The following is a 20971-nucleotide window of genomic DNA, read 5'->3' on the forward strand; positions in this document are numbered from 1 at the left end:
AGGTGCTTTTAGCCGAGCGACCCCTCGGTGCTGATCAGCACAACTGTGCTGTCGCCGGTCAGGTCCAGCCGATCGCGCGCCGCCCGCAGACCGGCCAGTGTGGCGGCTCCACTCGGCCCCGAGGAGATACCGGCCGCACTCAGATCGTCCACAGCCCGCAAGGCCGCTTCGTCGTCGACTGTGACCGCATAGTCGAGCCCCGAGCGCAGCACGGGCCAGGCGAGGGTGGACGGCGTACCGCAGTTCAGACCGGCCATCGCGGTCTTGCTGGTCGGGACAGTCACCAACTCACCGGCCAGGAGGCTGGTGGTGACGCAGGAGGCGGTGCTGGGCTCAACACCCAGGAGTGCAGGCGTGATCGGGCCGCTGCGGTAGTGCGTGACCGCGGCCTGCGCAATCGACCCCACACCCATCGGTACGACGACCAGATCAGGCTGTACGTCGATCTCCCGGAACAGAGTCGAGTACCCGTCCACGATGTGCCGCGGCACCACCTCGTACCCGGGCCACGCCGAGTCCTGGATCAACAGACCGCCGTACGACGCCGCCTCGGCGACCGCAGCGTCGTACGAGTCGGGTACGACGGTCACCGTGGCGCCCTCGGACCGGATTGCGTCGATCGCAGCGTCACTCACCACGTCCGGGACGAACACGTGCGCCGGCAGACCGAGCATCGCGGCTCGCCGTGCGACAGCGCGGCCGTGGTTGCCGTCGGTCGCGGTGACGAGCTCCAGCTGACCGGGCTGGTCCTGGAGCGTGCGGTGGATCGCCCACCACGCGCCGAGGGCCTTGAACGCGGGCAGGCCGAGCCGGCTGGACTCGTCCTTCACCAGGACCTGGCCGACGCCCAGCTCGGACGCCAGTGCCGGGACAGGGGTCAGCGGGGTCGGGCGGTACCCGGGGAGGCTCTGGTGGAACGCCAGTACCTCGGCCGGTGCAGGCGCCGTACGCCAGGCTCGTGCGCCTGGGTTCTCGTACCAGCGCACCAACTACGCGACCAGGCAGAACGCCTGAGCGGACGCGGAGTGGGCGTGCGGGGAGGTGGCGATGCTCTGGGGCGCCGACTGCTGGACCCGGATCGCGGCCGTCTGGAGGTGGATCGGCAGCGTGCGGCGGGCGACCGTGGCGAGGTCGAACTGCACCTCGGCCAGCAGGTCGGACAGCTCCAGCTCGAGCGCCCGGCAGATCGCGGCGAGGATCTCCGAGGACGGCTCCTTGCGGCCGCGCTCGATCTCGGACAGGTACGGCACCGACACCTGGGCCAGCTCGGCGAGCTCGCGCAGGGTGATCCCCCGCTCGCGCCGCAACCGGCGGAAGACGTTCCCGATTACCTGGCGTAGCAACACGTCGTGGCCCTCCTCGCCTGCGATGTCCTGTACCGAGTGTGCCATCTCGACGAGGTCTGCGGTGGGCAGATCTGCCACGGGCAGATTCCCGGGCCGATCCGGGCGGGCGCCCGCAGGCTGGATCCATGAGCGAGTTTCAACTGCCGAACAACCTGGACCACCACATCTACGAGCGGCTGCTGTGGCAGCGCATCGTCGTCCTCGGCGACGAGATCAAGGACGGGAACGCGAACGCGCTGTGCGCCCAGCTGATCCTGCTGAACGCGGAGGATCCGAAGGCGGACATCTCGCTGTACATCAACTCCCCCGGCGGCTCCGTGTCGGCCGGGCTGGCGATCTACGACACGATGAGCTTCATCAGCAACGACGTACGGACGTACGGGATGGGGCTGGTCGCGTCGATGGGGCAGGTGCTGCTGGCCTGCGGTGCGCCCGGGAAGCGGTACGCACTGCCGCACGCGCGGATCATGATGCACCAGCCGCTCGGTGGGATCGGCGGTACGGCGAGCGACATCAAGGTGCAGGCGGAACAGGCGATCAAGGCCCGTCAGGACCTGGCCCATCTGCTCTCCGAGCGCACCGGTCAGTCGGTCGAGCGCATCACCACGGACTTCGACCGGGACCGCTGGTTCACCCCGGAGGCCGCCCGCGAGTACGGAATCATCGATTCAGTGCTTGCAGGAGGTCCGCAACCAAGTCTTCAGGGTCTTCCAGCCCAAGGCTGAGGCGTAGCAGGCCGTCCGACGGTTTGGCGTCGGCCGCGACCAGGCGGTGGGTCAGGGCGGCGGGATGCTGGATGAGGGTGTCCACGCCGCCCAGAGAGACGGCGTGGGTGATGAGCTCCAGGCTGTCGGCGACTTGAGCAGCCGCCTGGTAGCCGCCGGTCAGGGTGAAGGACAGTACGGCGCCCGGGCCGGACTGCTGACGGCCGATCAGTTCCTGCGGATCCGACAGGCCGGGGTAGTACACCCGCTCGACGCCGGGCTGGGCGGAGAGCCAGTCGGCGACTTTGATGGCGGTGGACTGCTGCGCCCGTACGCGCACCGGCAGCGTCTGCAGTCCCCTGTGCAGTTCGTACGCCGCCAACGGGTGCAGCAGGCCACCGGTCACCGCGCGGATCTGCCGGAGCCGGCCGACCCACTCCACGCCGGCCGCGACGACGCCACCCATGACGTCACCATGGCCGCCGAGGTACTTGGTTGCCGAGTGCAACACCAGGCTCGCCCCGTGCCGAGCCGGTTGCTGCAGGACCGGGGTCGCGAACGTGCTGTCCACGAGCACGGGTACGTCGCCCGCCGCAGCGACAACGGCCGCGATATCCACAAGCTCGAGCGTCGGGTTCGCCGGTGTCTCCACGATCACGAGCCCGGTGTCCGGCCGGACCGCCGAGGCGATCTCGGAGACGTCGGCCCAGGTGACAGTTGTCCCCAGGAGGCCTGTGGATAACAGGTGGTCGGAGCCGCCGTACAGCGGGCGTACGGCGACGACATGCGGACGGCCCGCGGCGACTACCGCGAGGAGGCAGGCGGTGAGCGCGGCCATGCCGGAGCCGAACGCAACCGCGCCGTCGGTGTGCTCCAGTTCCGCGAGCGCGTCCTCGAAGCGAGCGACGGTCGGATTCCACAGCCGTTGGTAGACGTGGCTGCCGCCGTCCGGGCCGTTCCCGCCTGCGAGAGCGTCGTACGACGCTCCGCCCGTGTCCACCGAGGGGAGCGGGTAGGTCGTGGACAGGTCGATCGGCGGGACGTGGACGCCGAGCGCGGTCAGATCGTCGCGGCCGGCGTGGACCGACCGGGTGTCGAGCTGGGTCATCGGGGCCTCCTCGGCCGGTGCGGTGGGGACGAACTGGGACCGAGGATGGAATCTTCTGCGGATCAACCGCAAGAGTTCCGAAGAAAATTCATCCACAGGCTTCTCCACACGCTGTGGATTCTGTGGACGCGCTCTACAGTGGTGCCATGCCGAAGGATCGTCGGAGCCCTGGACCGGCTCCGCGGGCGCTCCCCGACGGACTCGACGAGGTCGATCAGGAACTGGTCCGGCTGCTCGCTGCCGACGGCCGGATGCCGAACAACGCCCTCGCCGAGGCGACCGGCATCGCACCGTCGACCTGTCTGACCCGCGTGCGCTCACTGCGCGAGCGTGGCGTGATCCGGGGATTCCACGCGGACGTGGACCTGGGCGCGGTCGGACGGCCGCTGCAAGCGCTGATCGCGATCCGGATCGGGGCACACTCGCGCGACGAGATCGATCGCTTCCGCACCAAGGTCCCGGCGCTGCCAGGGGTGCTGTCGCTCTTCCACGTCAGCGGCGCGAACGACTACCTGCTGCACGTGTCAGCCGCGTCACCCGACGGGCTGCGCGAGTTCGTCCTCGACCACCTGACCGCAGATCCTGCGGTCGTCCACGCCGAGACCAGCCTGATCTTCGAACACGTGCGTGGGACTAACGGGGCTTGAGGCCCCAAGCGTTGGCGAGTAGCTCGAAGGACTGGCGGCGTTCGGCGGGGTCGTGGATGTTCGTGGTGATGATGAGTTCGTCGGCGCCTGCGGATTGGGCCCGGCGGGTCAGGTCGGCGGCTACCTGGTCGGGCGTGCCGACGGAGACCAGGCCGGCCCACTCCTCGACGGCTGCTTCCTCGGCTTCCGACCACGGGTAGGACTCGGCCTCCTCCGGAGAAGGCAGCGGACCTGGACGGCCGGAGCGGAGGCGGAGCATCGAGAGTGCGTTGGCGCGGGCGAGTTGCTGAGCGCGCTCCTCGGTCTCGGCGACGATCGCGGCGAGGGCCAGCATCGCGCGGGGCTGTCCGTCGGGCTCGACCGGCTGGAAGTTCTCCTTGTACGCCGAGATGACGCCGGCCGGATCCAGGGTCCCGAAGTGACCGGCGTACGCGAAGCCTGTCCCGAGGGCGGCTGCGGCCTGACCGCCGTACGTGCTGGAGCCGAGAATCCACACGGGCGGGAGCGGTACGTCGTCCGGTTGCGCGGAGATCGGCTCGAACGGGTGGCCGGCCGGAAAGCCCTCGACGTACGCGCGGAGTTCCGCGTACTGCTCGGGGAAGTCGTCGGCGGTGAGCGCGTCGCGGCTACGACGGAGGGCGAGCGCCGTGCGCTGGTCGGTGCCGGGGGCGCGGCCGATGCCGAGGTCGATGCGGTCCGGGTACAGACCGCCCAGGACGCGGAAGGTCTCGGCGACCTTGAGCGGGGAGTGGTTCGGCAGCATGATGCCGCCGGAGCCGACCCGGATGGTCGAGGTGGCGGCGGCGACGGCCGCGATCATCACCTCGGGACTCGTGCTGACCACGCTGCGGATGTTGTGATGCTCAGCCAGCCAGTAGCGGTGGTAGCCCGCGGCCTCGGCGGTGCGGGCCAGTTCGAGCGTCTTGTGCAGTGCCTGGGACGGTCGCGTCCCCGTCGGCACCGGCGAGAGGTCGAGCACGGACAGGGGCATCGGCTCAGCGGTCACGATGAACCACCAACCGCTGGGTGCGCGGACCTATTCCGGGTACGGCGTGTTGGCGCGGGCGTCGCGGAGTGGGCGGGCCCACCAGGCGAGTTGGTGGAGGAGAGCGGCGGCGGCGTTCGGCGTGGTCTGATCGATCGGGTCGCCGGTGGGGGTGAAGTCGGTTTCGTGGAAGCCGAGGGTGTCGCGGATCGTGACGGCGTGGAGTTCGCCGAAGACGAGCCGGAGTTGCTCGGCGGCACGCAGTCCACCGGAGCGGCCGCCGTACACGACGAACGCGATCGGCTTGCCGTACCAGGGCCGGCGGACGGCGTCGATCGCGGTCTTCAGGTCGCCCGGGTAGGCGTGGTTGTACTCGGCGGTGACGATCACGACCGCGTCTGCGTCCTCGATCCGGCGCGGTAACGCGGCCAGCGGGAGGCTGCTCAGGTCGATCAGTTCGAGTTTGAACTCGTCGCTTCGCTCCACCTCGCGGGCGAACCACTCCGTGACCTGGGTGCCGAACCGCCCGGCGTCCAGGTTGCGCGTGAGTAGCGCCAGGCGGAGGGGATGAACGGTCACACAGACGACGCTAATACCTCAATAACGCTTGAGGTCAATCTCGTCTCATCGGTGGGTACGGCGGCTCCTCGAGCCGACGCGGGATGCGGGGAGCCGGCGGGGCGAGACGGAGGCCGGCGATCGCCAGCGCGACGGCGAGGGTGGCGGCTGCGAGGATCGGCCAGCGTACGTAGCCGGGCAGGAGGTTGGTGAGCAGGAACGCCAAGCCCCCACAACAGACGGCGGCCGCGAGGCCGGTGCCGAAGCCGGAGGCGGATCGGGCGATGAGCAAGGTCAGCGCAACCAGTGCCAGGCCGGCGATGCCGACGGCGGGGAGCATCATGAAGATCGCAACGTAGCCGTGCGGATCGCAGTTCGGACCGCAGGGTGCGGAGAGCATCGCGATCGGCTGGAGGATCGCAGCCGCGCCCATCACCACCACGGCTATCCCGTTGGCTAGCCAGAGCCAGCGCCAGCTTCGAGAGGTAGACAAGTCGCCGCTCACTCGCCGGTCGGGCGGGTCGGAGGTGGAGTTTCGGCGGTGGGTGGTGGGGCGGGGGGTGTGTTCGGGGGGAGGTGGGATTGGGCGGCCCGCATGAGGTCGGCTGATTCGTCGGAGGAGTCAGCCGGGGGCTCCGGCGGGTCGGAGGGTCCCGGGTCGGAGGGGTCGGGTGTCGGGTCGTCCGGGGCGGGTGGGGTTGCGGGGGTGTTGGTCGTCAGGACGCCGACGGTTTGCCAGGCTTGGGTGACTGCGGTCAGTTGCGAGGATCCGCTGCCGAAGAGTTGCTCGGCGATCCGCTGGGTCGCGTGCGCGAAGTCGACGAAGGTGGCCGAATCCGGCAGAGCGCCGGAGATCAGGGTGGTGTACCAAATCTTGCCGGCGGCGTCGTACGCGTTGCCGCCGATCGCGTCGGCGGTCAGGTAGAACGCGCGGTTCGGGATGCCGGAGTTGAGATGGACCCCGCCGTTGTCATCCTCGGTCTCGACGTACCCAGACATGTGGTCCGGCTGCGGATCCTTCCCCAACCGCGGATCGTCGTACGCCGTCCCGGGCGCCTTCATCGACCGTAGAGCCTCACCCTGCACACCCGGCAGGAACAGCCCGGCCCCGATCAGCCAGTCGGCGTCCGCCGCACTCTGCCCGAGCTGATACTGCTTCGCGAGCGACCCGAAAACATCGGAGATGCTCTCGTTCAACGCACCCGACTGACCTTCGTACGCGAGACCGGCGGTGTACTGCGTGACGCCGTGCGTGAGTTCGTGGCCGGTGACATCGATCGACGCGGTGAAGTTGGCGAAGATCTCGCCGTCCCCGTCACCGAAGACCATCTGCGCCCCGTCCCAGAAGGCGTTCGCGTACGCGCGGTCGTAGTGCACCGTCGACGTCAGTACGAGTCCTTGGCCGTCGATCGAGTCACGGCCGAAGCACTCGTCGTACATCGTCCACGTCGCGCCGGTCCCGTCGTACGCCTGGTTCACGGCGTCGTCCTGGACCGGATCCGCACCCTCGGCGCGGACCGCGCGGCCGGGCAGGTTCGTCTCGTTCTCCGCGTCGTACACGGCCCGTTGCAGGCCACCGGCCTCGGTCGCTCGAGCCAGCCCGGCGGAGGGACGTGACCGCAGTACGGCGTCATGCTGCAACGACTGGCGATACCGGGCCCGGAGGTTGGGGTCGTCCACGGTCCGCTCGAGGTGCTCGAGCAGGTACGGCGGGACGATCGAGTGGAGCACCATGCCCCGATCGTGCCGCACGCACTGATCAAGGGACAGACCACAGGTACAAGAAACCCATGAAGCGAGATAAACTCAAGGATTTGTTGGCCGCCATCAGAAATACCGAAATGTGGCGTGATAACCAACGGGCTGCATTTTAACACAAGGGGTTGGAATTGCCGAATCCGGTCCACGCCGAACAGGCGCACCTGACCACGTTCTACGCCGCACTCGACGCCGAGCGTGAGCGTACGGACGCGCGTGCGAACGACGAGCAACTGGTCCATACCCGTAACGCCCAGGCGCTGCACCAGCGCGACGGCCGGATCCGTGATCTCAAGCTCCGGCAGGCCCGGCTGAACGCCGCCGAGGAGGGCCTGTACTTCGGCCGCCTCGACGCCGCGGACGGCGACATCCTGCACATCGGCCGGATCGGACTGCACGACGCGGACTACGAACCGCTGCTCGTCGACTGGCGTGCGCCCGCCGCAAGACCCTTCTACATCGCCACTGCGGTGGCGAATCACGGCGTCGTACGGCGCCGGCATATCCAGACCCGGCTGCGGAAAGTGGTCGACATCCAGGACGAGCAACTCGACCTGGAACGGGACGCCGTGGATGCGTCCAAGCCCGGCACCGGCGTGATCGGTGAGGCCGTCCTGATGAAGGCGCTGGAGGCTCGCCGGACCGGCCGGATGGAGTCGATCGTGCAGACGATCCAGGCCGATCAGGACCGGATCATCCGCTCCGAACTGCCCGGAATCCTGGTCGTCCAGGGCGGTCCCGGGACCGGTAAGACCGCGATCGCGTTGCACCGGGCCGCATTCCTGCTTTATACGCACCGTGAACAACTGGAAAAGCGCGGAATTCTCGTCGTCGGGCCGAATGCGGCGTTCCTTCGGTTCATCGGTCAAGTGCTGCCGTCGCTTGGTGAGGACGGCGTACGACTCGTCACGATCGCTGAGCTGTACCCGGGTGTGACGGCCACCCGACCCGAGACGCCGGAGAGCGCCGAGGTGAAGGGCCGGCTGGTGCTGGCCGACGTGATCGCGAAGGCGGTCGCCGACCGGCAGTGGTTGCCGGATCGCCCGGTTCGCGTCACCGTCGACCGCACCGAGCTCACGCTGGATCCGTCGGTCTGCGAGGCCGCGCAGAACCGGGCCCGGAGCCGGCACCTGACCCACAACCAGACCCGGCCGTTCTTCCTGACCGAGATGGTCGACCACCTGACGAACCAGTACGCCGAACTGATCGCGACCGACCCGCTCGACGGCGAGATGCTGCTGGACGACTACGACCTCGCCGAACTGCGCAAGGAGGTTCTCGCCGAGCCCGCGATCCAGGCGCTGCTCGATCAGCTCTGGCCGCTGCTCACTCCGCAGAAACTCCTCGAAGACCTGTACGGCGACGAGGACCGGCTGGCGTCGGCCGCGCCACAGCTCAGTGCGCTCGATCGCGAACATCTGTTGAGGTACGGCGCCGACTGGAGTCCGTCCGACGTACCGCTGCTCGATGAAGCGGCCGAACTGCTCGGTGACGATGGAAGCGAAGCGGCCCGTGAGCGGGCGGCTCGGGCGCGGGCTGTTGCCTATGCGCAAGGGGCGCTGGATGTGCTGACTGGTTCGGGGTCGACGGACTTCGACGACGACGAGGAAGCCGAGGTTCTGACTGCGAAGGACATCCTCGACGCCGAGGCGCTGGCCGAGCGGTACGAGGCGGACGACGATCGCACGCTGGCGGATCGGGCCGGGGCCGATAGGCGGTGGACGTACGGGCACGTGATCGTTGACGAGGCCCAGGAGCTGACGCCGATGGCGTGGCGGGCGATCGCGCGGCGGTGTCCACTGCGTTCGATGACGGTGGTCGGTGATGTCGCACAGACCGGTGCGATCGGTGGCGGGACGAGCTGGTCGAGCGCACTCGGCGAGACCTTCGGTGATCGCTGGCGGTTGGCCGGGCTCACGCTGAACTACCGCACGCCGGCCGAGGTGATGGAGCTGGCTCAGGCCGTGCTTCGGGAAGTTGACCCGTCCGCGGCGGCACCGCGCTCGGTGCGGTCGACCGGCGTGAAGCCCTGGCACGCGGACGTGCCCCCGGCCGAACAGGCGCTCTACGTCGACAAGATCGCCGCGGAGGAGATGCAGTACGGCGAAGTCGGGATCATCACCTCGCGCAGCCGGCTCGAACTCGTCCAGGAGGCGGTCGCGAACCTCGACGGCGTGACCGTCCTGACCGCCCGCGAAGCCAAAGGCCTCGAGTTCGACTCGGTCCTAGTGGTAGACCCCGACGGCATCGTGATCGAGTCCCCGCGCGGCCTCCGGGATCTGTACGTCGCGCTCACCCGTTGCACGCAGCGACTCGGGGTGATCGGCGACCTCCCCGAGTTCCTGCAGGACTCTCCCGCCTGGAGCTAGCGCCGCCTGCCGAACAGGCGGGCGAGGTTGACATCCCATCCCCAGCCGACAACCTTCGGAGTGAACAGCCGGGGCTCGTCAGGATTCCACCAGCGTGACTTCGTGCGTTCCATCGTCGGACGTCGCCAGTCGTACGGGACGCCGAGAAACTTTCCGGTCTTACTGCCCATACCTCGACAGTAGCTCGCCCGTCAGTGTTCGGCGCAGCAGTTCTGCTGGTGCTGGAGTTCGACGGGGATGAGGAGGTTGTTGGCGGCGGGCTGGACCTGGAGGACCAGGCGGCCGTCGCGGCGCAGCGGACGGAGGAAGTCGAGGGTGTCGATCAGGGTGTCGTCGTCGACGGGTACGCCGCCGACACCTTCGAGCTCGTCGATACCGCAGCGGGTGCAGAGTTCCGCCGCAGGCAGTACGCCGTGTCCCTGTTCGTGACCGGGCCAGCGGACGACCCGTCCCGTCGTACCCAGGGCTGCTTCGACGGCGGCGACGTACGCGCCACGGACCAGGCGGCTGGGGCCGGCGAGTTCTGGTTCGGAGGCACCGTGTCGGGTGATCGCGAGACCAACTGCCCGATCCGCGACGGCGGTGCGGATCGGTTCGGCCAGGTCGGCGGCGCTGGTGAGCGACACGGCGACGTGGGGACGGTCGGTGTCCGAGACCAGGTGGGTGCAGGCGACGACCGGCTGGTCCACGCTGTTGAGCAGGTCGTACAGCAGGTCGTACAGCAGGTGGTCGGCTGCGGCCGTGTCCTTGCTGTCCGCATCGATCGCGACGATCATCTCAGCGACGTCCCTCAGGGTCTTGTCACCCGGGCAGCACCCAGATGGGATTGGTGTAGCACCACAGGTCGACCCACGGGTCGGCGTCTCCGACAACCCCGAGCTTAGGCCCGCCCAGATCCACCACCACACCGAGGTGGAAATCCGGCGTGATCATCACCCCGTCCCATGACCACCAGATGTTCTCCCGATGAACCGTGGACACCGCAGAACCCAGGGGTCTTCAATGGCGGCGCGGGGAGATCACGAATGGAGAGCTCTGTTCACACACGCGTTGTCCCAAGCCCGGTCACTTCAGTGACCAACACGGCACCATCCTTCCCGTGACGGGGAAGGGCTGGGCGGTATTTCTGACGTCGGCGGTGGTTGTCGCGGGCGGCGGGATCTTCGCGTTGTCGTCGGCGGGGGCGTTCGACCGGGCCGAGACAGTCTCCGTCCCGTCGCCGGTGACCAGCCGGACAACGACGCCCGTGCCGACCCAGGCGGCGACTTCTGTGGCGCGGGTTCGGTATGTGTTTCCGGTTGCGGGTTGTCGGGCGGTTGCGTCGCAGAGTCATCATGACTATCCGGCGTCGGATGTGTTCGCGAACGTCGGCTGCAGGTTTGTGTCGCCTGTCGATGGTCGGGTCGACGAGGTGACGCGCGTGGACAGCTGGAATCCCAGAACCAACGCAGCGCCTGACCGTGGTGGACTCTCGGTGTCGGTGGTGGGCGTCGACGGCGTCCGGTACTACGGGTCGCACCTCTCGGCGATCGACGCCGGGATCCGGCCAGGAGTGCAGGTCCGGGCCGGGCAGGCACTCGGGCGGACCGGCAAGACCGGAAGTGCCCGCTTCACCCTGCCGCATCTGCACTTTGCGATCAGCTGGCCGTCAGTCGCGAACGCGTGGTGGATCCGGCGCGGGAGCGTCCCACCACAGGCGTTCCTCAACAGTTGGCACGACGGTGGTCAGGCCTCCCCCGTCACGCTGGTCGCCCGGACTAGGCGCTCGTACGGCGTCGATCGCGGCTGTCGCTCGTACTGCTGACAAGTACCGGCGACGTACTGAACGCAAGCCCGAGCAGGAGACCGCCTATCGGCATCAGGTCCAGGTTTGCGCTGATCAGGACGAAACCACCGAGGAGCACCACGGGTGACCAGACGGGTAGGTGGTGTTCGAGGGTCAGGAGTACGGCGAGGGTCAGTAGACCGGCCAGGAAGAGGATCGGGCCGAGCGTTTGGAGTGGCTCGTAGATGCCGAGGTTGCCCGGCCAGCGGTCGTACTGGTTGCCGATGACACCCATCTCGGCGTGGTTCGCGGCGCGGAACCCGACCATCAAGTCGGTCAGGATCACGCGGACGAAGGCAGCCACGCCGACGAGCCCTACGACCATAGCCACGCTGGCGAGGGGGCGGCGGGTGGTCAGTGTGCGGCGGGCGAGCACGAGGACGGCGCCGAACAGGAGGAGGCCGACCAGGAACAAGAGGTGGCCGCTGGTCCAGGCGAGCCCAGGACCGCGGTCGCCGTTCGCTCCGTCGATCAGTCGAATGAGGCCGTAGGCAACGAATAGGCCGCCGGCGAGGACACCGAGTTTCTTCATACCTCAAGCCTCGTCGGCGCCGACCCGCCAGACATCGCCGACGAGAGGGAGGTTTCTGGCCCTACTGGCTCGTGGGAGTGATGAGCCCGGTCTCGTACGCCGCGATCACCGCCTGCACACGGTCGCGTAGACCGAGCTTGGTCAGCGTGTTGCTGACGTGCGTCTTCACCGTGTGCTCGCTCACGCTCAGCGCGGCCGCGATCTCGGCATTCGACAACCCCCGGCCGAGCAGTACGAGCGTCTCGCGCTCGCGGCTAGTGAGGACGTCGAGCGTGGCGGTCGGGCCGGGCCGCGGCCGATTCCGGGTCAGGTCCGCGATGAGGCGACGGGTGACGCTGGGCGCGAGGAGCGACTCACCGGCCACCACGACGCGGACCGCGTGAACCAGGTCGTCGCGGCGGACGTCCTTCAGCAGGAATCCACTCGCGCCGGCGTAGAGAGCGTCGTACACGTAGTCGTCGGAGTCGAACGTGGTGAGCATGACGACCTTCGTGGTGGTACTCGCGCAGATCGTGCGGGCCGCGGCCAGGCCGTCGACGCGAGGCATTCGGATGTCGAGGAGAGCGACGTCCGGGGTCAGCGAGCGGACCTGCGAGACCGCCTCGGCACCGTCCGCGGCTTCGCCGACGACCTCGATATCCGGTTGGGCGTCGAGGATCATCGCGAACCCGCTGCGGACGAGTTCCTGGTCATCCGCGAGCACTACCCGGATCATAAAACCCCTTTATTATAAGGCAGTCTGGCACGTACTTCGAAGCCACCACCGGCCAGCGGTCCGGCTTCCGCCGTACCTCCGCAGGCTGCGGCGCGTTCCCGGATTCCGACCAGGCCGTGCCCGCCCGAGGACACGTCTCCACCGACACCGTCGTCCGAGATCGACAGGTCCAGCTCGTCGGTCGACCAGTTCAGTCGTACGGCGACCTGCTGAGCGTGGGCGTGTTTGACCGTGTTCGTCAGCGCTTCCTGAACGATCCGGTAGATCGCGACCTCCGTGTCGGGCGGGACGGGACGCCGTACGCCGGACTCCTCGAAGTGCACGCCCGCCACGAGCTCCGGCAGCGACGCCAGGGTGGGTTGGGGTGTGCGGTCCTCGCCTGCCTTGAGTACGCCGAGGAGTCGCCGGAGCTGGACCATCGCGTCCCGCCCGGCATCCGCGATCGCGTCGAACGCGCGCTCGGCGCGATCCGGGTCCGTGCGGACGACCACCGGGCCTGCCTCGGCTTGGACGACCATCAGGCTGACCGCGTGGGCGAGGATGTCGTGCATGTCGCGGGCGACCCGGGCGCGTTCCTCGGCGGCCGCGCGGGCGGTCTCGGCGGCTCGTTCGCGCTCCAGTTGTTCTGCTCGTTCGCCAAGCGCCGCGGCGTGCTCACGGTGGCTGCGTTCGAGCGATCCGGCCAGGAACGCAGCAACCGGGAGCAGGAAGGTGAACGTGAACTCGGACAGGTCGTTGTGCTTCAGCAGCAACGATGCCGGCGGGAACGTGACCAGGATCAGCACGAGCAACCCGATCCGGTGCCAGCGCTTCCGGCCCAGGCTCGCGAGCGAGTAGATCGCGACCAGACCGCCGTACTGGAGGTACTGCCCCGGCCGGTGGTGCAGCGAGACCAGGGTCGCGGCCGCGCCGACGACGATCATCACCGCGAGCGGCCACCGGCGCCGCCAGAGCAGCGGGATCACCGTGCCGAGGGTGAACAGAACGCCGTACGCCGTGATCTCGCCGGGCGCGCGGCCGATGAACGGGACCGACGACGCGATCGCGACCCCGATCACCACGGCGACATCGATCACCCGGTCCACACCACGCGGCCCCGGGATACCGAGCCGCTCAAGCCCATCCACCACCCCAGTCTGACCCACCCAGACGGAGCGGACCTCGCTCCCACGACGGACATCAGCCCCCCGAACTCCGCCGTACGAGGGAGCTGTTGTCATTCTGGGCCGAAGATTTGGCGGATTTCGGATTCGCCTTCCCAGCCGGGCCAGGTTTGGCGGTGGAGGTCCATGAAGCGTTTGGTCCAGTCGATGACCTCGTCGCGGGTGGTCACGTCGTAGACGGCGTAGGCGCCGAGTGGGGCGTCGTCGTCGAACGGGCCGTCGGTAACGGTCAGCTCGCCGGCGCTGACCCCGACCCGGGTGGCCGTTGCGACGGGCAACAACCCGGCCGTGTCGACGAGGACGCCCCGGCGCGCGGCCTCCGCCCCCAACTCGGCGATCCCCTCCGCCAGCTCCGGCGGTGGGAACCCGTGCGCCTCGGCAGTCCGCAGTACGGCGATGAACCGCATCAGCGCGCCTTGCCTTCGCGGAGCATCCCGATCGACTTCTCGATCCGCCGATCCCGGGTCGCCTCGGTCTTCGCCGTTGTCACCTGCAGGACGTGCCACTGCTGCTTGCTGTAGCTCAACGTCTCCCAGAACGCCTGGGCCTTCGCATCCGCAGCAAGCGCCGACGCGAACTCGGCAGGTACGTCGAGCTCACGGGGAGCCGTGTCGAGTTCGACATCGACGTCGAACATCCCGCCAGGTGTGACTCCGGCCTCGGTACGCCGTTCCCCGCTGAACCCGAGCAGGTAACGCCCACCCATCCGGGCGATCGACGTACGGAAGGTGTAGCCGTTGACGGTGACGCTGACCTTCGGGTGACCACCGCCACCGAGGGACTCGACGACGTCGTCGGGGACCACGAAGCCGGCCGTGTTCTTGCCGGTGGACAGGAGTTCTGCGGTGAACTTCATCGGACCTCCTCCGTTCGAGCGTGCAGCAGCAGGAGGGTCAGCCAGACCCAGCCGAGGATCACTGCTACCGAGAAGCCTAGGTTCACGACCGCCGTACCGCTGCCACTGCCGATCCCCACCAGGCCGAGGAAGTAGACCACGCCGGTGATCAGCGAGAAGCGGGACCAGCGGGTGTTGCCCTCACGGCCGAAGCGGCGGGCGAGGACGAGGCAGGCGATGATCAGGCCGATGAAGCCGATCATCCCGGCGATGATGTGGCCGAAACTGTGCCAGGAGACCGTCTCAGGAACGCCGGGCGGCGTGCCGATCGGGAAGCCGTCCATCGGATCGGCCCGCATCAGGCCAGCGGCTGCGACACCGGCGCCGTACACCGCCAGGCCGCCGAAGGCCCAGCGCGAGCGGAGTCCTGCCCGGCGCAGGGCGAACGCGCCGACGACGGTGAGCAGGCCGGTCACGACCATCATCGTGGAGTGGACCCAACCGCCGGTCCCGTTGGCCAGGATGCTCAGCGAGTGCCGGCGGATATCGAAGCCGTCGCGGACGATCGCCTCGATGGTCCCGATCCCGACGTACAGCGGACCGGCGAGCGCGCCCGCGATGAGTAGTGAAGTGGGTGCGGATTGCTGCGTTGTGGTTGTCATGCAGCCACCCTGCAATTGGGCGCTTTAGAAACGCTTTGGCTCTACTGTGGCGGTCATGCGCTTTGGGGTGCTGGGACCGGTCACCGCCTGGACCGATGACGGGCAGGCGGTACGGCTGCCGGATCGGAAGGTGCGGGGGCTGCTCGCCGACCTGTTGCTGCACGCCGGGCGTCCGGTGTCCGCCGCGACGCTGATCGACGACCTGTGGGGCGACGAGCTGCCGGTGAATCCGACGGCAACCCTGCAGACTCGCGTGTCCCAGCTGCGCCGCGCGCTGGACGAGGCCGAGCCAGGAGCACGCGCGCTGATTCAGACAGGCCCAGCCGGCTACCTAATCTCGATCGCGCCCGAAGCGGTCGACTCGGGTCGCTTCCGTGCGCTGGCGGCGCGAGCCCGGCAGACGGGTAGCGCACAGATGCGAGCCGCGACGTTGGCGGACGCGCTGACGGTGTGGCGTGGTCCGGCGTACGCCGATGTCGCGGCAGACGGGTTCGCCCGGGCGACCATCGACCGGCTCGACGAGGAGCGGCTGGCAGTCCAGGAGGCGTACGCCGAAGCCCGGTTCGTACTCGGTGAACACGAGGAACTGGTCGCCGAGCTGGCCGAACTCGTCGCCCGCAATCCGTTGCGCCAGCGGTTGCGCGCCGTACAGATGAAGGCGTTGCATCAGGCTGGGCGGCAGGCGGAAGCGCTGGCCAGCTATGCGGAGCTGCGCGATCGGCTGCGGGACGAGCTCGGGCTGGATCCGAGTGCCGAGTTGGCCGACCTCCATCAAGCGATCCTGGCCGGACCACCCGCTGAGCCGCAGCCGAAGTCCAAGCTGCCGGCCGCGGTGACCGAACTGATCGGCCGTGATGCAGCGGTGGACGAGATCGTGGCGCGGCTCGAGTCCGCGCGGCTGGTGACACTGACCGGACCCGGCGGCGTGGGTAAGACGAGTCTCGCGCTCGCGGCCGCTCGACGGATCCCGGACGCCTCCCTGGTCGAGCTTGCCGCGCTGGAAGCAGAGGAGGTACCGGCCGCCATCGACCCCACCGGCATCGGGCTGCTCGTCCTCGACAACTGTGAACACGTGATCGGCGCCGCGGCGGACGCGGTGGCGAACCTGCTCCGGGAGTCGCCGGAGCTGCGGATCCTCGCAACCAGCCGGGAGCCGCTCGCGGTCGAAGGCGAACACCGTTGGCCGGTGCCGCCGCTGGACGAGACCACGGCCGTTGAGCTGTTCGTCGCACGCGCTCGGGCTGCCGATCCGCGGTTCGAACTGACGGCCGACAGCACCAAGGCTGTGCATACCTTGTGCCAGCGACTGGATGGGCTGCCGCTGGCGTTGGAGTTGGCCGCGAGCCGGGTCGGCGCGATGGATGTGCGTGATCTGGCCGACCGCTTCGACGATCGGTATCGGCAGCGTGGCCGGCCGGATCGCCAGCAGACGATGTCGGCGATGGTCGAGTGGAGTTGGGACTTGCTCGGCGACCAGGAGCGGGCGGTGCTGCGTCGGCTCGCACCGCATCCCGGCGGTTGCACCCTCGCCGCAGCCGAGGCCGTCTGTGCGGGTGACGACGTACCCGTCGCCGAGGTCGCCGAACTCCTGAGCCGACTGGTCGACCGATCCCTGGTCGTACGCGTCGACGGAACGTCGGGATCGCGCTATCGACTGTTGGAGACGGTCCGGGCGTTCTGCCTCCGACAGCTGGACGAGGCGGGTGAGGGCGAGGTGACGCGGCGACGGTACGAGCGCTACTTCGCAAGCCTCGCCCAGCACACCGAGCCACGGCTCTACGGCCACAGCGAGCTGTTCGCCTATCTCGGCGGCCTGTACGGCGAGAGCGCCGAGCCACGATCGTTGCCCGCGGCAACACGACCGCGGATCGAGACGGTCCTGTCGGCGGACAGTACGCCGATCGTCGTCGAGGTGTACGGCGACAGCGGCCCGGCGATCGTGCTCGTCGGTGGGGCGCTGAACGACCGGCGCACGTTCATCCCGCTGGCGAAGCGGCTGGCGAGCGGGTTCACGGTGGCGACGTACGACCGGCGGGGGCGCGGCGACAGCGGCGACGTGCAGCCGTGGGCGGTCGAGCGTGAGCTGGAGGACCTGGCGGCGGTGGTCGAGCTCGTGGGCGGATCGGCGTACGCGCTCGGAGTTTCGACGGGAGCCGTGTTCGCGGGCGAGGCGGCCGCGCGGGGGGTGGGAATCAGCGGGCTGCTGCTGATCGAGCCGCCATTCATCCTCGACGACACGCGATCCGTGCCGGTCGGCCTGGCGGGACGGTTGCAGGAGCTCGTCGAGCAGGACAGGTACGGCGATGCGACCGAGTTGTTCCTGGTCACGGCCGTGGAGATGCCGGCCGAGGTGATCGCGCCGATGCGTACGTCTCCGTTCTGGAAGGACTTGGAGGCGTTGGCGCCGACCCTCGCGTACGACGTTCTCCTGATGGGTGACTTCAGTCTCCCGGACCACTGGGCGACCGCGATCACGGTGCCGACCCTGGTGATCGACGGCGGGCAGAGCCGGGACTGGCGGCGGAACACCGCGCAGGTCGTGGCCGAGCTACTGCCCCACGGGCGGCGGTTGACGATGGACGGTCAGCCGCATGACGTCGACCCCGAGGTGCTGGGTCCGATCATCGAGGCGTTCGTCTTCGCGAAGTGATCGTTCGTCTTCGCGAAGTGATGTCGAGGTGGTCGCGGCGACTCCGACGTACCCGGTGATATCCGGAGGACAGAGGAGAGATCCGTGGCTAGGCCAGTTCTGAACAGCATGTTGCTCGGCAGCACCGACCCGGAGCGGTTGAAGGCGTGGTACCGCGACGGCTTCCAGGCGGAAGTGGACGGGTACGGCAACCTGAATCTCGGTGGCTTCGGTCTGGTGATCGAGCAGCGTGACGACGTCACCACCAAGACCGTCGAGCCCGGTCGGTGCATCGTGAACTTCGCGGTCGAGGACATCGAGGCGACGGCCGCGCACCTGCGGACGCTCGACGTCGAGTGGCTGGTGCATCCGGAGGATCGCGGCGTCGGCTGGTTCGCCACGCTGATCGACCCGGACGGCAACTACGTCCAGCTCATCCAGATGAGGCCGGAGTACTACGCCGGGCTCTGAGGTCGCCGTACCCACAAATCGTCCGCACCGGACTTGGGGACCCGGTGCGGACGATGGTTTGTTGTTGGTGTTTGTCAGGCGCATTGTGCAGGGGAGAAATGGCGGCAAGCGAGGAGCAGAGCGCTCGCGCTCGCTTGCCGCCCAATCGGTCCTTTGGATGATCGAGGTGAGGTTCTCGACCTGGCCGGGTTCCGCGTGGGTTGTCTGGTGAGTACGGAACGCGAAAAGGAACCGGATGTCTTCTCAGCGCGGTGCTACGTCCCACATGCGCTCGCCGGGCAGGGGGTCGGGGAGCCGGTCCACGGCGGGCATCGGGTCGTTGGTGACCCGAAGACCGGCGAAGCGACGGCTCATGGCGTGGGCATACCGCTCGGCCAACGCCGGCTCGGCGTTGTAGTCGGCGATGACGTGCTCACCGAACCAGACACGGACGCGTCGGCGCTCAGCTGTCTGGGTGGCGGTGGCGGTTGTCACTGGTCCTCCTGGAAACTTCCGTGGTGGTCGGCCTGGGAGCGCGGAGCGAGCGCGGTGTCGGTGCGCCGTGTGTTCACCGTCACGTCAGATCCAACGGAGGACTCCGACGCTAAGTCACGGCCCGATCGCAATTTGTCCGCCTTCGGGCAAACTCTTTCTGGACCCAGCGGTAACCAATTCTTCGAGCAGATCTTCGACTGTTCTGCTCAACGCTCGAACGGCCCGCGTACGGAGACTCCGCCGTCCAGCACGAGGCGCTGTCCGGTGACGTACGACGACTCGTCCGAAGCGAGATAGACAACCGCCGCGGCGACCTCCTCGGAGCGGCCGAACCGACCGACCGGGATCTCGTCGACCACCTCGGCCGCGACATTCGCGTTGGCCACCGCGGTCGCGATGGCGCCGGCCGCGGCGATGTTCATCCGGATGCCATCCCGGGCGTACTCCGCGGCGACCGTCCGCGCCAGGCTGAGCAGTCCCGCCTTCATCACGCCGTACGCCGCTTGCTCGGGAGCGGCCATGAATCCGGTCACCGAGCCGACGCTGACGATCGTGCCGGGGGTGCCCTGGTCGAGGAAGACGCGGAGCGCGGCGCGGACCGCGCGAGCGACGTACCGCAGGTTGACCTCGTAGATCGTGTCCCAGTCCTCGTCAGCCATCTCATGCAGCTTGACCGCGGGCACGAACGCGACCTGCCCGCCGACGACCGTGACGAGTACGTCGAGGCCGCCGAGCTTCTGCACCGCGGTGTCGATCATCGTCTGGATGTCGTCCGCCGAACGGACGTCACCGGAGAACGAGTACGCCGTCGCACCTCGCTCGCGCAGTGCCTCAGCCGCCTCCTCGGCCCGTCGCGGGTCGAGGTCGGCGACCAGCACCGCCGCCCCTTCGTTGCCGAAGGCCTCAGTCACCGCCCGGCCGATTCCTCCGCCACCGCCACCGATTACCAGCGCTCGTTTCCCAGTCAGCCGCATGCCCGCGAGGGTAGGCCATGTGGGTATCCAGATTCACAGGGTTTCCTCAGGAACGACACGCCGAGCTGTCGGATCCACTCCGTACGCTGGAGGCGTGACCATCGAAGACGCTGGAATCAAGCCTCCGTCCGTGGAAGGCACGGCTCTCGCAGTGCCTGAGCGAGTGATCGGCGGGGTCCTCCAATCTCCAGACCGGCCAGTTCCGTCCGGACTCGCCGCGGTGCAGACCGAGCAGCTGATCGGAGACGTCGGCGATGCACTGCGCCTGCTGGACGCGGTGGAACGCGTCCGCGGCCACGCGCACCCGCTGATCCTCGGTCTGCAGGACGCCGTCGGCATGAAGATGCCGGCCGCCTTGGTGCTGAACGCGATCGCGAACGGCCGCACCACCCCGGACGAGGTCGCCGACCAGGTCGGCATCACCCCCGGCGAGGCAGAGTTGGCGATCGTCGACCTCGAGGCCCTGGGCATGGCCCGCACCTCGCCGAAGCTCACGGTCACCGGCCTCGGTCAGGCCCGCCTGTCGCAACTCGACGGCCTCACCGTGCGGGTCCTCGACGTCATCACCGGCATCCTCGGCCCCACCGACGCCGCCCACCTGGTCCGCCTCCTGCACACCGTTGCCGACGGCCTGGAATCGGCCACCGTCACCGCCGCCGTCAACGAGGCGATCCCCCAGGCCGCCCTGCACAACTGACGCCACGCGGCCCCCTCGGTCCGCGGGGCGGTCGTGTCACTCCCGCGGGTGAGGCGGGCACGCGAGGGGATAACCCCGCGAGTACAGGCTTCTCCCCTCCCATACCAAGGGAGAACCCACACGCCGAGTAGATATCCCCTCGCGTGCTGCAGGTCGGTGGCGTCGCTGGCGGAGAGCGAGTGTCGCACCTGTGCTAACGGGGTGTCGGGCGTACTGGCGTGCGGGATCGCGGGGTAGTGGGTGCAGTTCGACAGGACGTATGGATCTACTACCCAGCGACTCCGCGCCTGGACGCGGGACGAAACCGGCTCGACCACCAGACACCTCCTGTCCAACTACACCACCACCCCAGGCTTGGTGAGACCGCTCGACCCCGTTGCGCGCGATGTCACCCGATCGCGGGACTGGCCGAACCGGAGCGGGGAAGTTTGTCCACCCCCAGCGGGGCAAAACCCTCCCCAGAGCAACCAAACTCTCCCCGGACCGGCTCAAGGAGGGCAGCCGCGGTACGACTTTGTG

At 68.5% G+C, this 20971-nt stretch carries 25 protein-coding genes; 7 read left to right on the forward strand and 18 right to left on the reverse strand.

Features of this window, described 5'->3' with window-relative positions:
• Window positions 1–8: 8 nt before the first annotated feature.
• Window positions 9–986 (reverse strand): pyridoxal-phosphate dependent enzyme, encoded by a 978-nt coding sequence (locus tag AB0L70_RS01950; RefSeq protein ID WP_363678904.1) that lies wholly within the window; start codon window positions 984–986, stop codon window positions 9–11.
• Window positions 987–989: 3 nt separating this feature from the next.
• A complete protein-coding gene (locus AB0L70_RS01955; protein ID WP_363678905.1) occupies window positions 990–1424 on the reverse strand; it encodes a helix-turn-helix transcriptional regulator in 435 nt (144 codons plus the stop codon).
• A 47-nt stretch (window positions 1425–1471) separates the two neighbouring features.
• Between AB0L70_RS01955 and AB0L70_RS01960 the strand changes: the two genes are divergently transcribed.
• The gene (locus AB0L70_RS01960; protein WP_363678907.1) at window positions 1472–2071 is read left to right on the forward strand and encodes an ATP-dependent Clp protease proteolytic subunit; all 600 of its coding nucleotides are present in this window, start codon (window positions 1472–1474) and stop codon (window positions 2069–2071) included.
• Here AB0L70_RS01960 and AB0L70_RS01965 read toward each other — a convergent pair.
• Entirely contained in the window at window positions 2007–3158 is a 1152-nt protein-coding gene (locus tag AB0L70_RS01965; RefSeq protein ID WP_363678909.1) for a PLP-dependent aspartate aminotransferase family protein, read from the reverse strand. The genes AB0L70_RS01960 and AB0L70_RS01965 overlap by 65 nt on opposite strands.
• 146 nt (window positions 3159–3304) lie before the next feature.
• Between AB0L70_RS01965 and AB0L70_RS01970 the strand changes: the two genes are divergently transcribed.
• Window positions 3305–3805 carry an Lrp/AsnC family transcriptional regulator gene (locus AB0L70_RS01970; protein WP_363678911.1) on the forward strand — a complete coding sequence of 167 codons (501 nt, stop codon included), beginning with the start codon at window positions 3305–3307 and terminating at the stop codon, window positions 3803–3805.
• Here AB0L70_RS01970 and AB0L70_RS01975 read toward each other — a convergent pair.
• Genes AB0L70_RS01975 through AB0L70_RS01990 form a run of 4 tightly spaced genes read right to left on the reverse strand, consistent with a single transcriptional unit; the run spans window position 3792 to window position 7082 of the window.
• Window positions 3792–4811, reverse strand: coding sequence for an LLM class flavin-dependent oxidoreductase (locus AB0L70_RS01975; protein ID WP_363678913.1), 1020 nt, complete (start codon window positions 4809–4811; stop codon window positions 3792–3794). The genes AB0L70_RS01970 and AB0L70_RS01975 overlap by 14 nt on opposite strands.
• A gap of 30 nt (window positions 4812–4841) precedes the next feature.
• Window positions 4842–5369 (reverse strand): NAD(P)H-dependent oxidoreductase, encoded by a 528-nt coding sequence (locus tag AB0L70_RS01980; protein WP_363678915.1) that lies wholly within the window; start codon window positions 5367–5369, stop codon window positions 4842–4844.
• 34 nt (window positions 5370–5403) lie between these two features.
• Window positions 5404–5841, reverse strand: coding sequence for a hypothetical protein (locus AB0L70_RS01985; protein ID WP_363678917.1), 438 nt, complete (start codon window positions 5839–5841; stop codon window positions 5404–5406).
• Window positions 5842–5849: 8 nt separating this feature from the next.
• Window positions 5850–7082: a M4 family metallopeptidase gene (locus tag AB0L70_RS01990; protein WP_363678919.1), complete on the reverse strand. Its 1233-nt coding sequence runs from the start codon at window positions 7080–7082 to the stop codon at window positions 5850–5852.
• A 155-nt stretch (window positions 7083–7237) separates the two neighbouring features.
• On the opposite strand from AB0L70_RS01990, the gene AB0L70_RS01995 reads away from it, so the two are divergent.
• Window positions 7238–9475 carry an AAA family ATPase gene (locus tag AB0L70_RS01995; protein WP_363678921.1) on the forward strand — a complete coding sequence of 746 codons (2238 nt, stop codon included), beginning with the start codon at window positions 7238–7240 and terminating at the stop codon, window positions 9473–9475.
• Here AB0L70_RS01995 and AB0L70_RS02000 read toward each other — a convergent pair.
• Genes AB0L70_RS02000 through AB0L70_RS02010 form a run of 3 tightly spaced genes read right to left on the reverse strand, consistent with a single transcriptional unit; the run spans window position 9472 to window position 10456 of the window.
• Window positions 9472–9645 carry a DUF5808 domain-containing protein gene (locus AB0L70_RS02000; protein WP_363678923.1) on the reverse strand — a complete coding sequence of 58 codons (174 nt, stop codon included), beginning with the start codon at window positions 9643–9645 and terminating at the stop codon, window positions 9472–9474. The two genes, AB0L70_RS01995 and AB0L70_RS02000, sit on opposite strands and share 4 nt — an antisense overlap.
• A 21-nt stretch (window positions 9646–9666) precedes the next feature.
• On the reverse strand, window positions 9667–10251 hold the full coding sequence (locus tag AB0L70_RS02005; RefSeq protein WP_363678925.1) for a hypothetical protein: 585 nt from the start codon (window positions 10249–10251) through the stop codon (window positions 9667–9669).
• Between the two features lie 25 nt (window positions 10252–10276).
• Window positions 10277–10456: a hypothetical protein gene (locus AB0L70_RS02010; protein ID WP_363678927.1), complete on the reverse strand. Its 180-nt coding sequence runs from the start codon at window positions 10454–10456 to the stop codon at window positions 10277–10279.
• A gap of 373 nt (window positions 10457–10829) precedes the next feature.
• Between AB0L70_RS02010 and AB0L70_RS02015 the strand changes: the two genes are divergently transcribed.
• Window positions 10830–11279: a M23 family metallopeptidase gene (locus tag AB0L70_RS02015; protein WP_363679949.1), complete on the forward strand. Its 450-nt coding sequence runs from the start codon at window positions 10830–10832 to the stop codon at window positions 11277–11279.
• Here the strand turns inward: AB0L70_RS02015 and AB0L70_RS02020 are convergent.
• The 6 genes from AB0L70_RS02020 to AB0L70_RS02045 all read right to left on the reverse strand — a co-directional run bounded on the left by AB0L70_RS02020 (window position 11233) and on the right by AB0L70_RS02045 (window position 15207).
• Entirely contained in the window at window positions 11233–11832 is a 600-nt protein-coding gene (locus AB0L70_RS02020; RefSeq protein ID WP_363678929.1) for a hypothetical protein, read from the reverse strand. The genes AB0L70_RS02015 and AB0L70_RS02020 overlap by 47 nt on opposite strands.
• Before the next feature lie 61 nt (window positions 11833–11893).
• Window positions 11894–12547, reverse strand: a complete 654-nt coding sequence (locus AB0L70_RS02025; protein ID WP_363678931.1) for a response regulator transcription factor — start codon at window positions 12545–12547, stop codon at window positions 11894–11896.
• On the reverse strand, window positions 12544–13674 hold the full coding sequence (locus AB0L70_RS02030; RefSeq protein ID WP_363678933.1) for a histidine kinase: 1131 nt from the start codon (window positions 13672–13674) through the stop codon (window positions 12544–12546). Before AB0L70_RS02030 ends, AB0L70_RS02025 begins: the two co-directional genes overlap by 4 nt.
• A gap of 89 nt (window positions 13675–13763) precedes the next feature.
• Window positions 13764–14117 (reverse strand): hypothetical protein, encoded by a 354-nt coding sequence (locus AB0L70_RS02035; RefSeq protein ID WP_363678935.1) that lies wholly within the window; start codon window positions 14115–14117, stop codon window positions 13764–13766.
• Window positions 14117–14566 (reverse strand): YdeI/OmpD-associated family protein, encoded by a 450-nt coding sequence (locus AB0L70_RS02040; protein WP_363678937.1) that lies wholly within the window; start codon window positions 14564–14566, stop codon window positions 14117–14119. The genes AB0L70_RS02035 and AB0L70_RS02040 overlap by 1 nt, the downstream gene beginning before the upstream one ends.
• The gene (locus AB0L70_RS02045) at window positions 14563–15207 is read right to left on the reverse strand and encodes a DUF998 domain-containing protein (RefSeq protein WP_363678939.1); all 645 of its coding nucleotides are present in this window, start codon (window positions 15205–15207) and stop codon (window positions 14563–14565) included. The genes AB0L70_RS02040 and AB0L70_RS02045 overlap by 4 nt, the downstream gene beginning before the upstream one ends.
• 55 nt (window positions 15208–15262) lie before the next feature.
• On the opposite strand from AB0L70_RS02045, the gene AB0L70_RS02050 reads away from it, so the two are divergent.
• Together AB0L70_RS02050 and AB0L70_RS02055 are read left to right on the forward strand one after the other, a co-directional pair.
• Window positions 15263–17857 carry an alpha/beta fold hydrolase gene (locus AB0L70_RS02050; RefSeq protein WP_363678941.1) on the forward strand — a complete coding sequence of 865 codons (2595 nt, stop codon included), beginning with the start codon at window positions 15263–15265 and terminating at the stop codon, window positions 17855–17857.
• Between the two features lie 84 nt (window positions 17858–17941).
• On the forward strand, window positions 17942–18307 hold the full coding sequence (locus AB0L70_RS02055; protein WP_363678943.1) for a VOC family protein: 366 nt from the start codon (window positions 17942–17944) through the stop codon (window positions 18305–18307).
• A gap of 243 nt (window positions 18308–18550) precedes the next feature.
• Here the strand turns inward: AB0L70_RS02055 and AB0L70_RS02060 are convergent, their stop codons facing one another.
• A complete protein-coding gene (locus tag AB0L70_RS02060) occupies window positions 18551–18781 on the reverse strand; it encodes a hypothetical protein (RefSeq protein ID WP_184800512.1) in 231 nt (76 codons plus the stop codon).
• Between the two features lie 206 nt (window positions 18782–18987).
• On the reverse strand, window positions 18988–19755 hold the full coding sequence (locus AB0L70_RS02065; RefSeq protein WP_363678945.1) for an SDR family oxidoreductase: 768 nt from the start codon (window positions 19753–19755) through the stop codon (window positions 18988–18990).
• Between the two features lie 94 nt (window positions 19756–19849).
• Here AB0L70_RS02065 and AB0L70_RS02070 point away from each other — a divergent pair, with 94 nt between their 5' ends.
• A complete protein-coding gene (locus tag AB0L70_RS02070) occupies window positions 19850–20452 on the forward strand; it encodes a MarR family transcriptional regulator (protein WP_363678947.1) in 603 nt (200 codons plus the stop codon).
• The last annotated feature ends 519 nt before the right edge of the window (window positions 20453–20971 follow it).

Source organism: Kribbella sp. NPDC051952 (genome assembly GCF_040680855.1).
In the GTDB taxonomy this organism is placed as follows: Bacteria; Actinomycetota; Actinomycetes; order Propionibacteriales; family Kribbellaceae; genus Kribbella.

What these genes read in the sequence shown, in the direction of transcription:
- AB0L70_RS01960 (WP_363678907.1), top strand. Translation starts at nt 1,472, where the DNA reads ATGAGCGAGTTTCAACTGCCGAACAACCTGGACCACCACATCTACGAG.
- AB0L70_RS01965 (WP_363678909.1), bottom strand. Translation starts at nt 3,158, where the DNA reads ATGACCCAGCTCGACACCCGGTCGGTCCACGCCGGCCGCGACGATCTG.
- AB0L70_RS01970 (WP_363678911.1), top strand. Translation starts at nt 3,305, where the DNA reads ATGCCGAAGGATCGTCGGAGCCCTGGACCGGCTCCGCGGGCGCTCCCC.
- AB0L70_RS01990 (WP_363678919.1), bottom strand. Translation starts at nt 7,082, where the DNA reads ATGGTGCTCCACTCGATCGTCCCGCCGTACCTGCTCGAGCACCTCGAG.
- AB0L70_RS02000 (WP_363678923.1), bottom strand. Translation starts at nt 9,645, where the DNA reads ATGGGCAGTAAGACCGGAAAGTTTCTCGGCGTCCCGTACGACTGGCGA.
- AB0L70_RS02005 (WP_363678925.1), bottom strand. Translation starts at nt 10,251, where the DNA reads ATGATCGTCGCGATCGATGCGGACAGCAAGGACACGGCCGCAGCCGAC.
- AB0L70_RS02020 (WP_363678929.1), bottom strand. Translation starts at nt 11,832, where the DNA reads ATGAAGAAACTCGGTGTCCTCGCCGGCGGCCTATTCGTTGCCTACGGC.
- AB0L70_RS02025 (WP_363678931.1), bottom strand. Translation starts at nt 12,547, where the DNA reads ATGATCCGGGTAGTGCTCGCGGATGACCAGGAACTCGTCCGCAGCGGG.
- AB0L70_RS02035 (WP_363678935.1), bottom strand. Translation starts at nt 14,117, where the DNA reads ATGCGGTTCATCGCCGTACTGCGGACTGCCGAGGCGCACGGGTTCCCA.
- AB0L70_RS02040 (WP_363678937.1), bottom strand. Translation starts at nt 14,566, where the DNA reads ATGAAGTTCACCGCAGAACTCCTGTCCACCGGCAAGAACACGGCCGGC.
- AB0L70_RS02045 (WP_363678939.1), bottom strand. Translation starts at nt 15,207, where the DNA reads ATGACAACCACAACGCAGCAATCCGCACCCACTTCACTACTCATCGCG.
- AB0L70_RS02050 (WP_363678941.1), top strand. Translation starts at nt 15,263, where the DNA reads ATGCGCTTTGGGGTGCTGGGACCGGTCACCGCCTGGACCGATGACGGG.
- AB0L70_RS02065 (WP_363678945.1), bottom strand. Translation starts at nt 19,755, where the DNA reads ATGCGGCTGACTGGGAAACGAGCGCTGGTAATCGGTGGCGGTGGCGGA.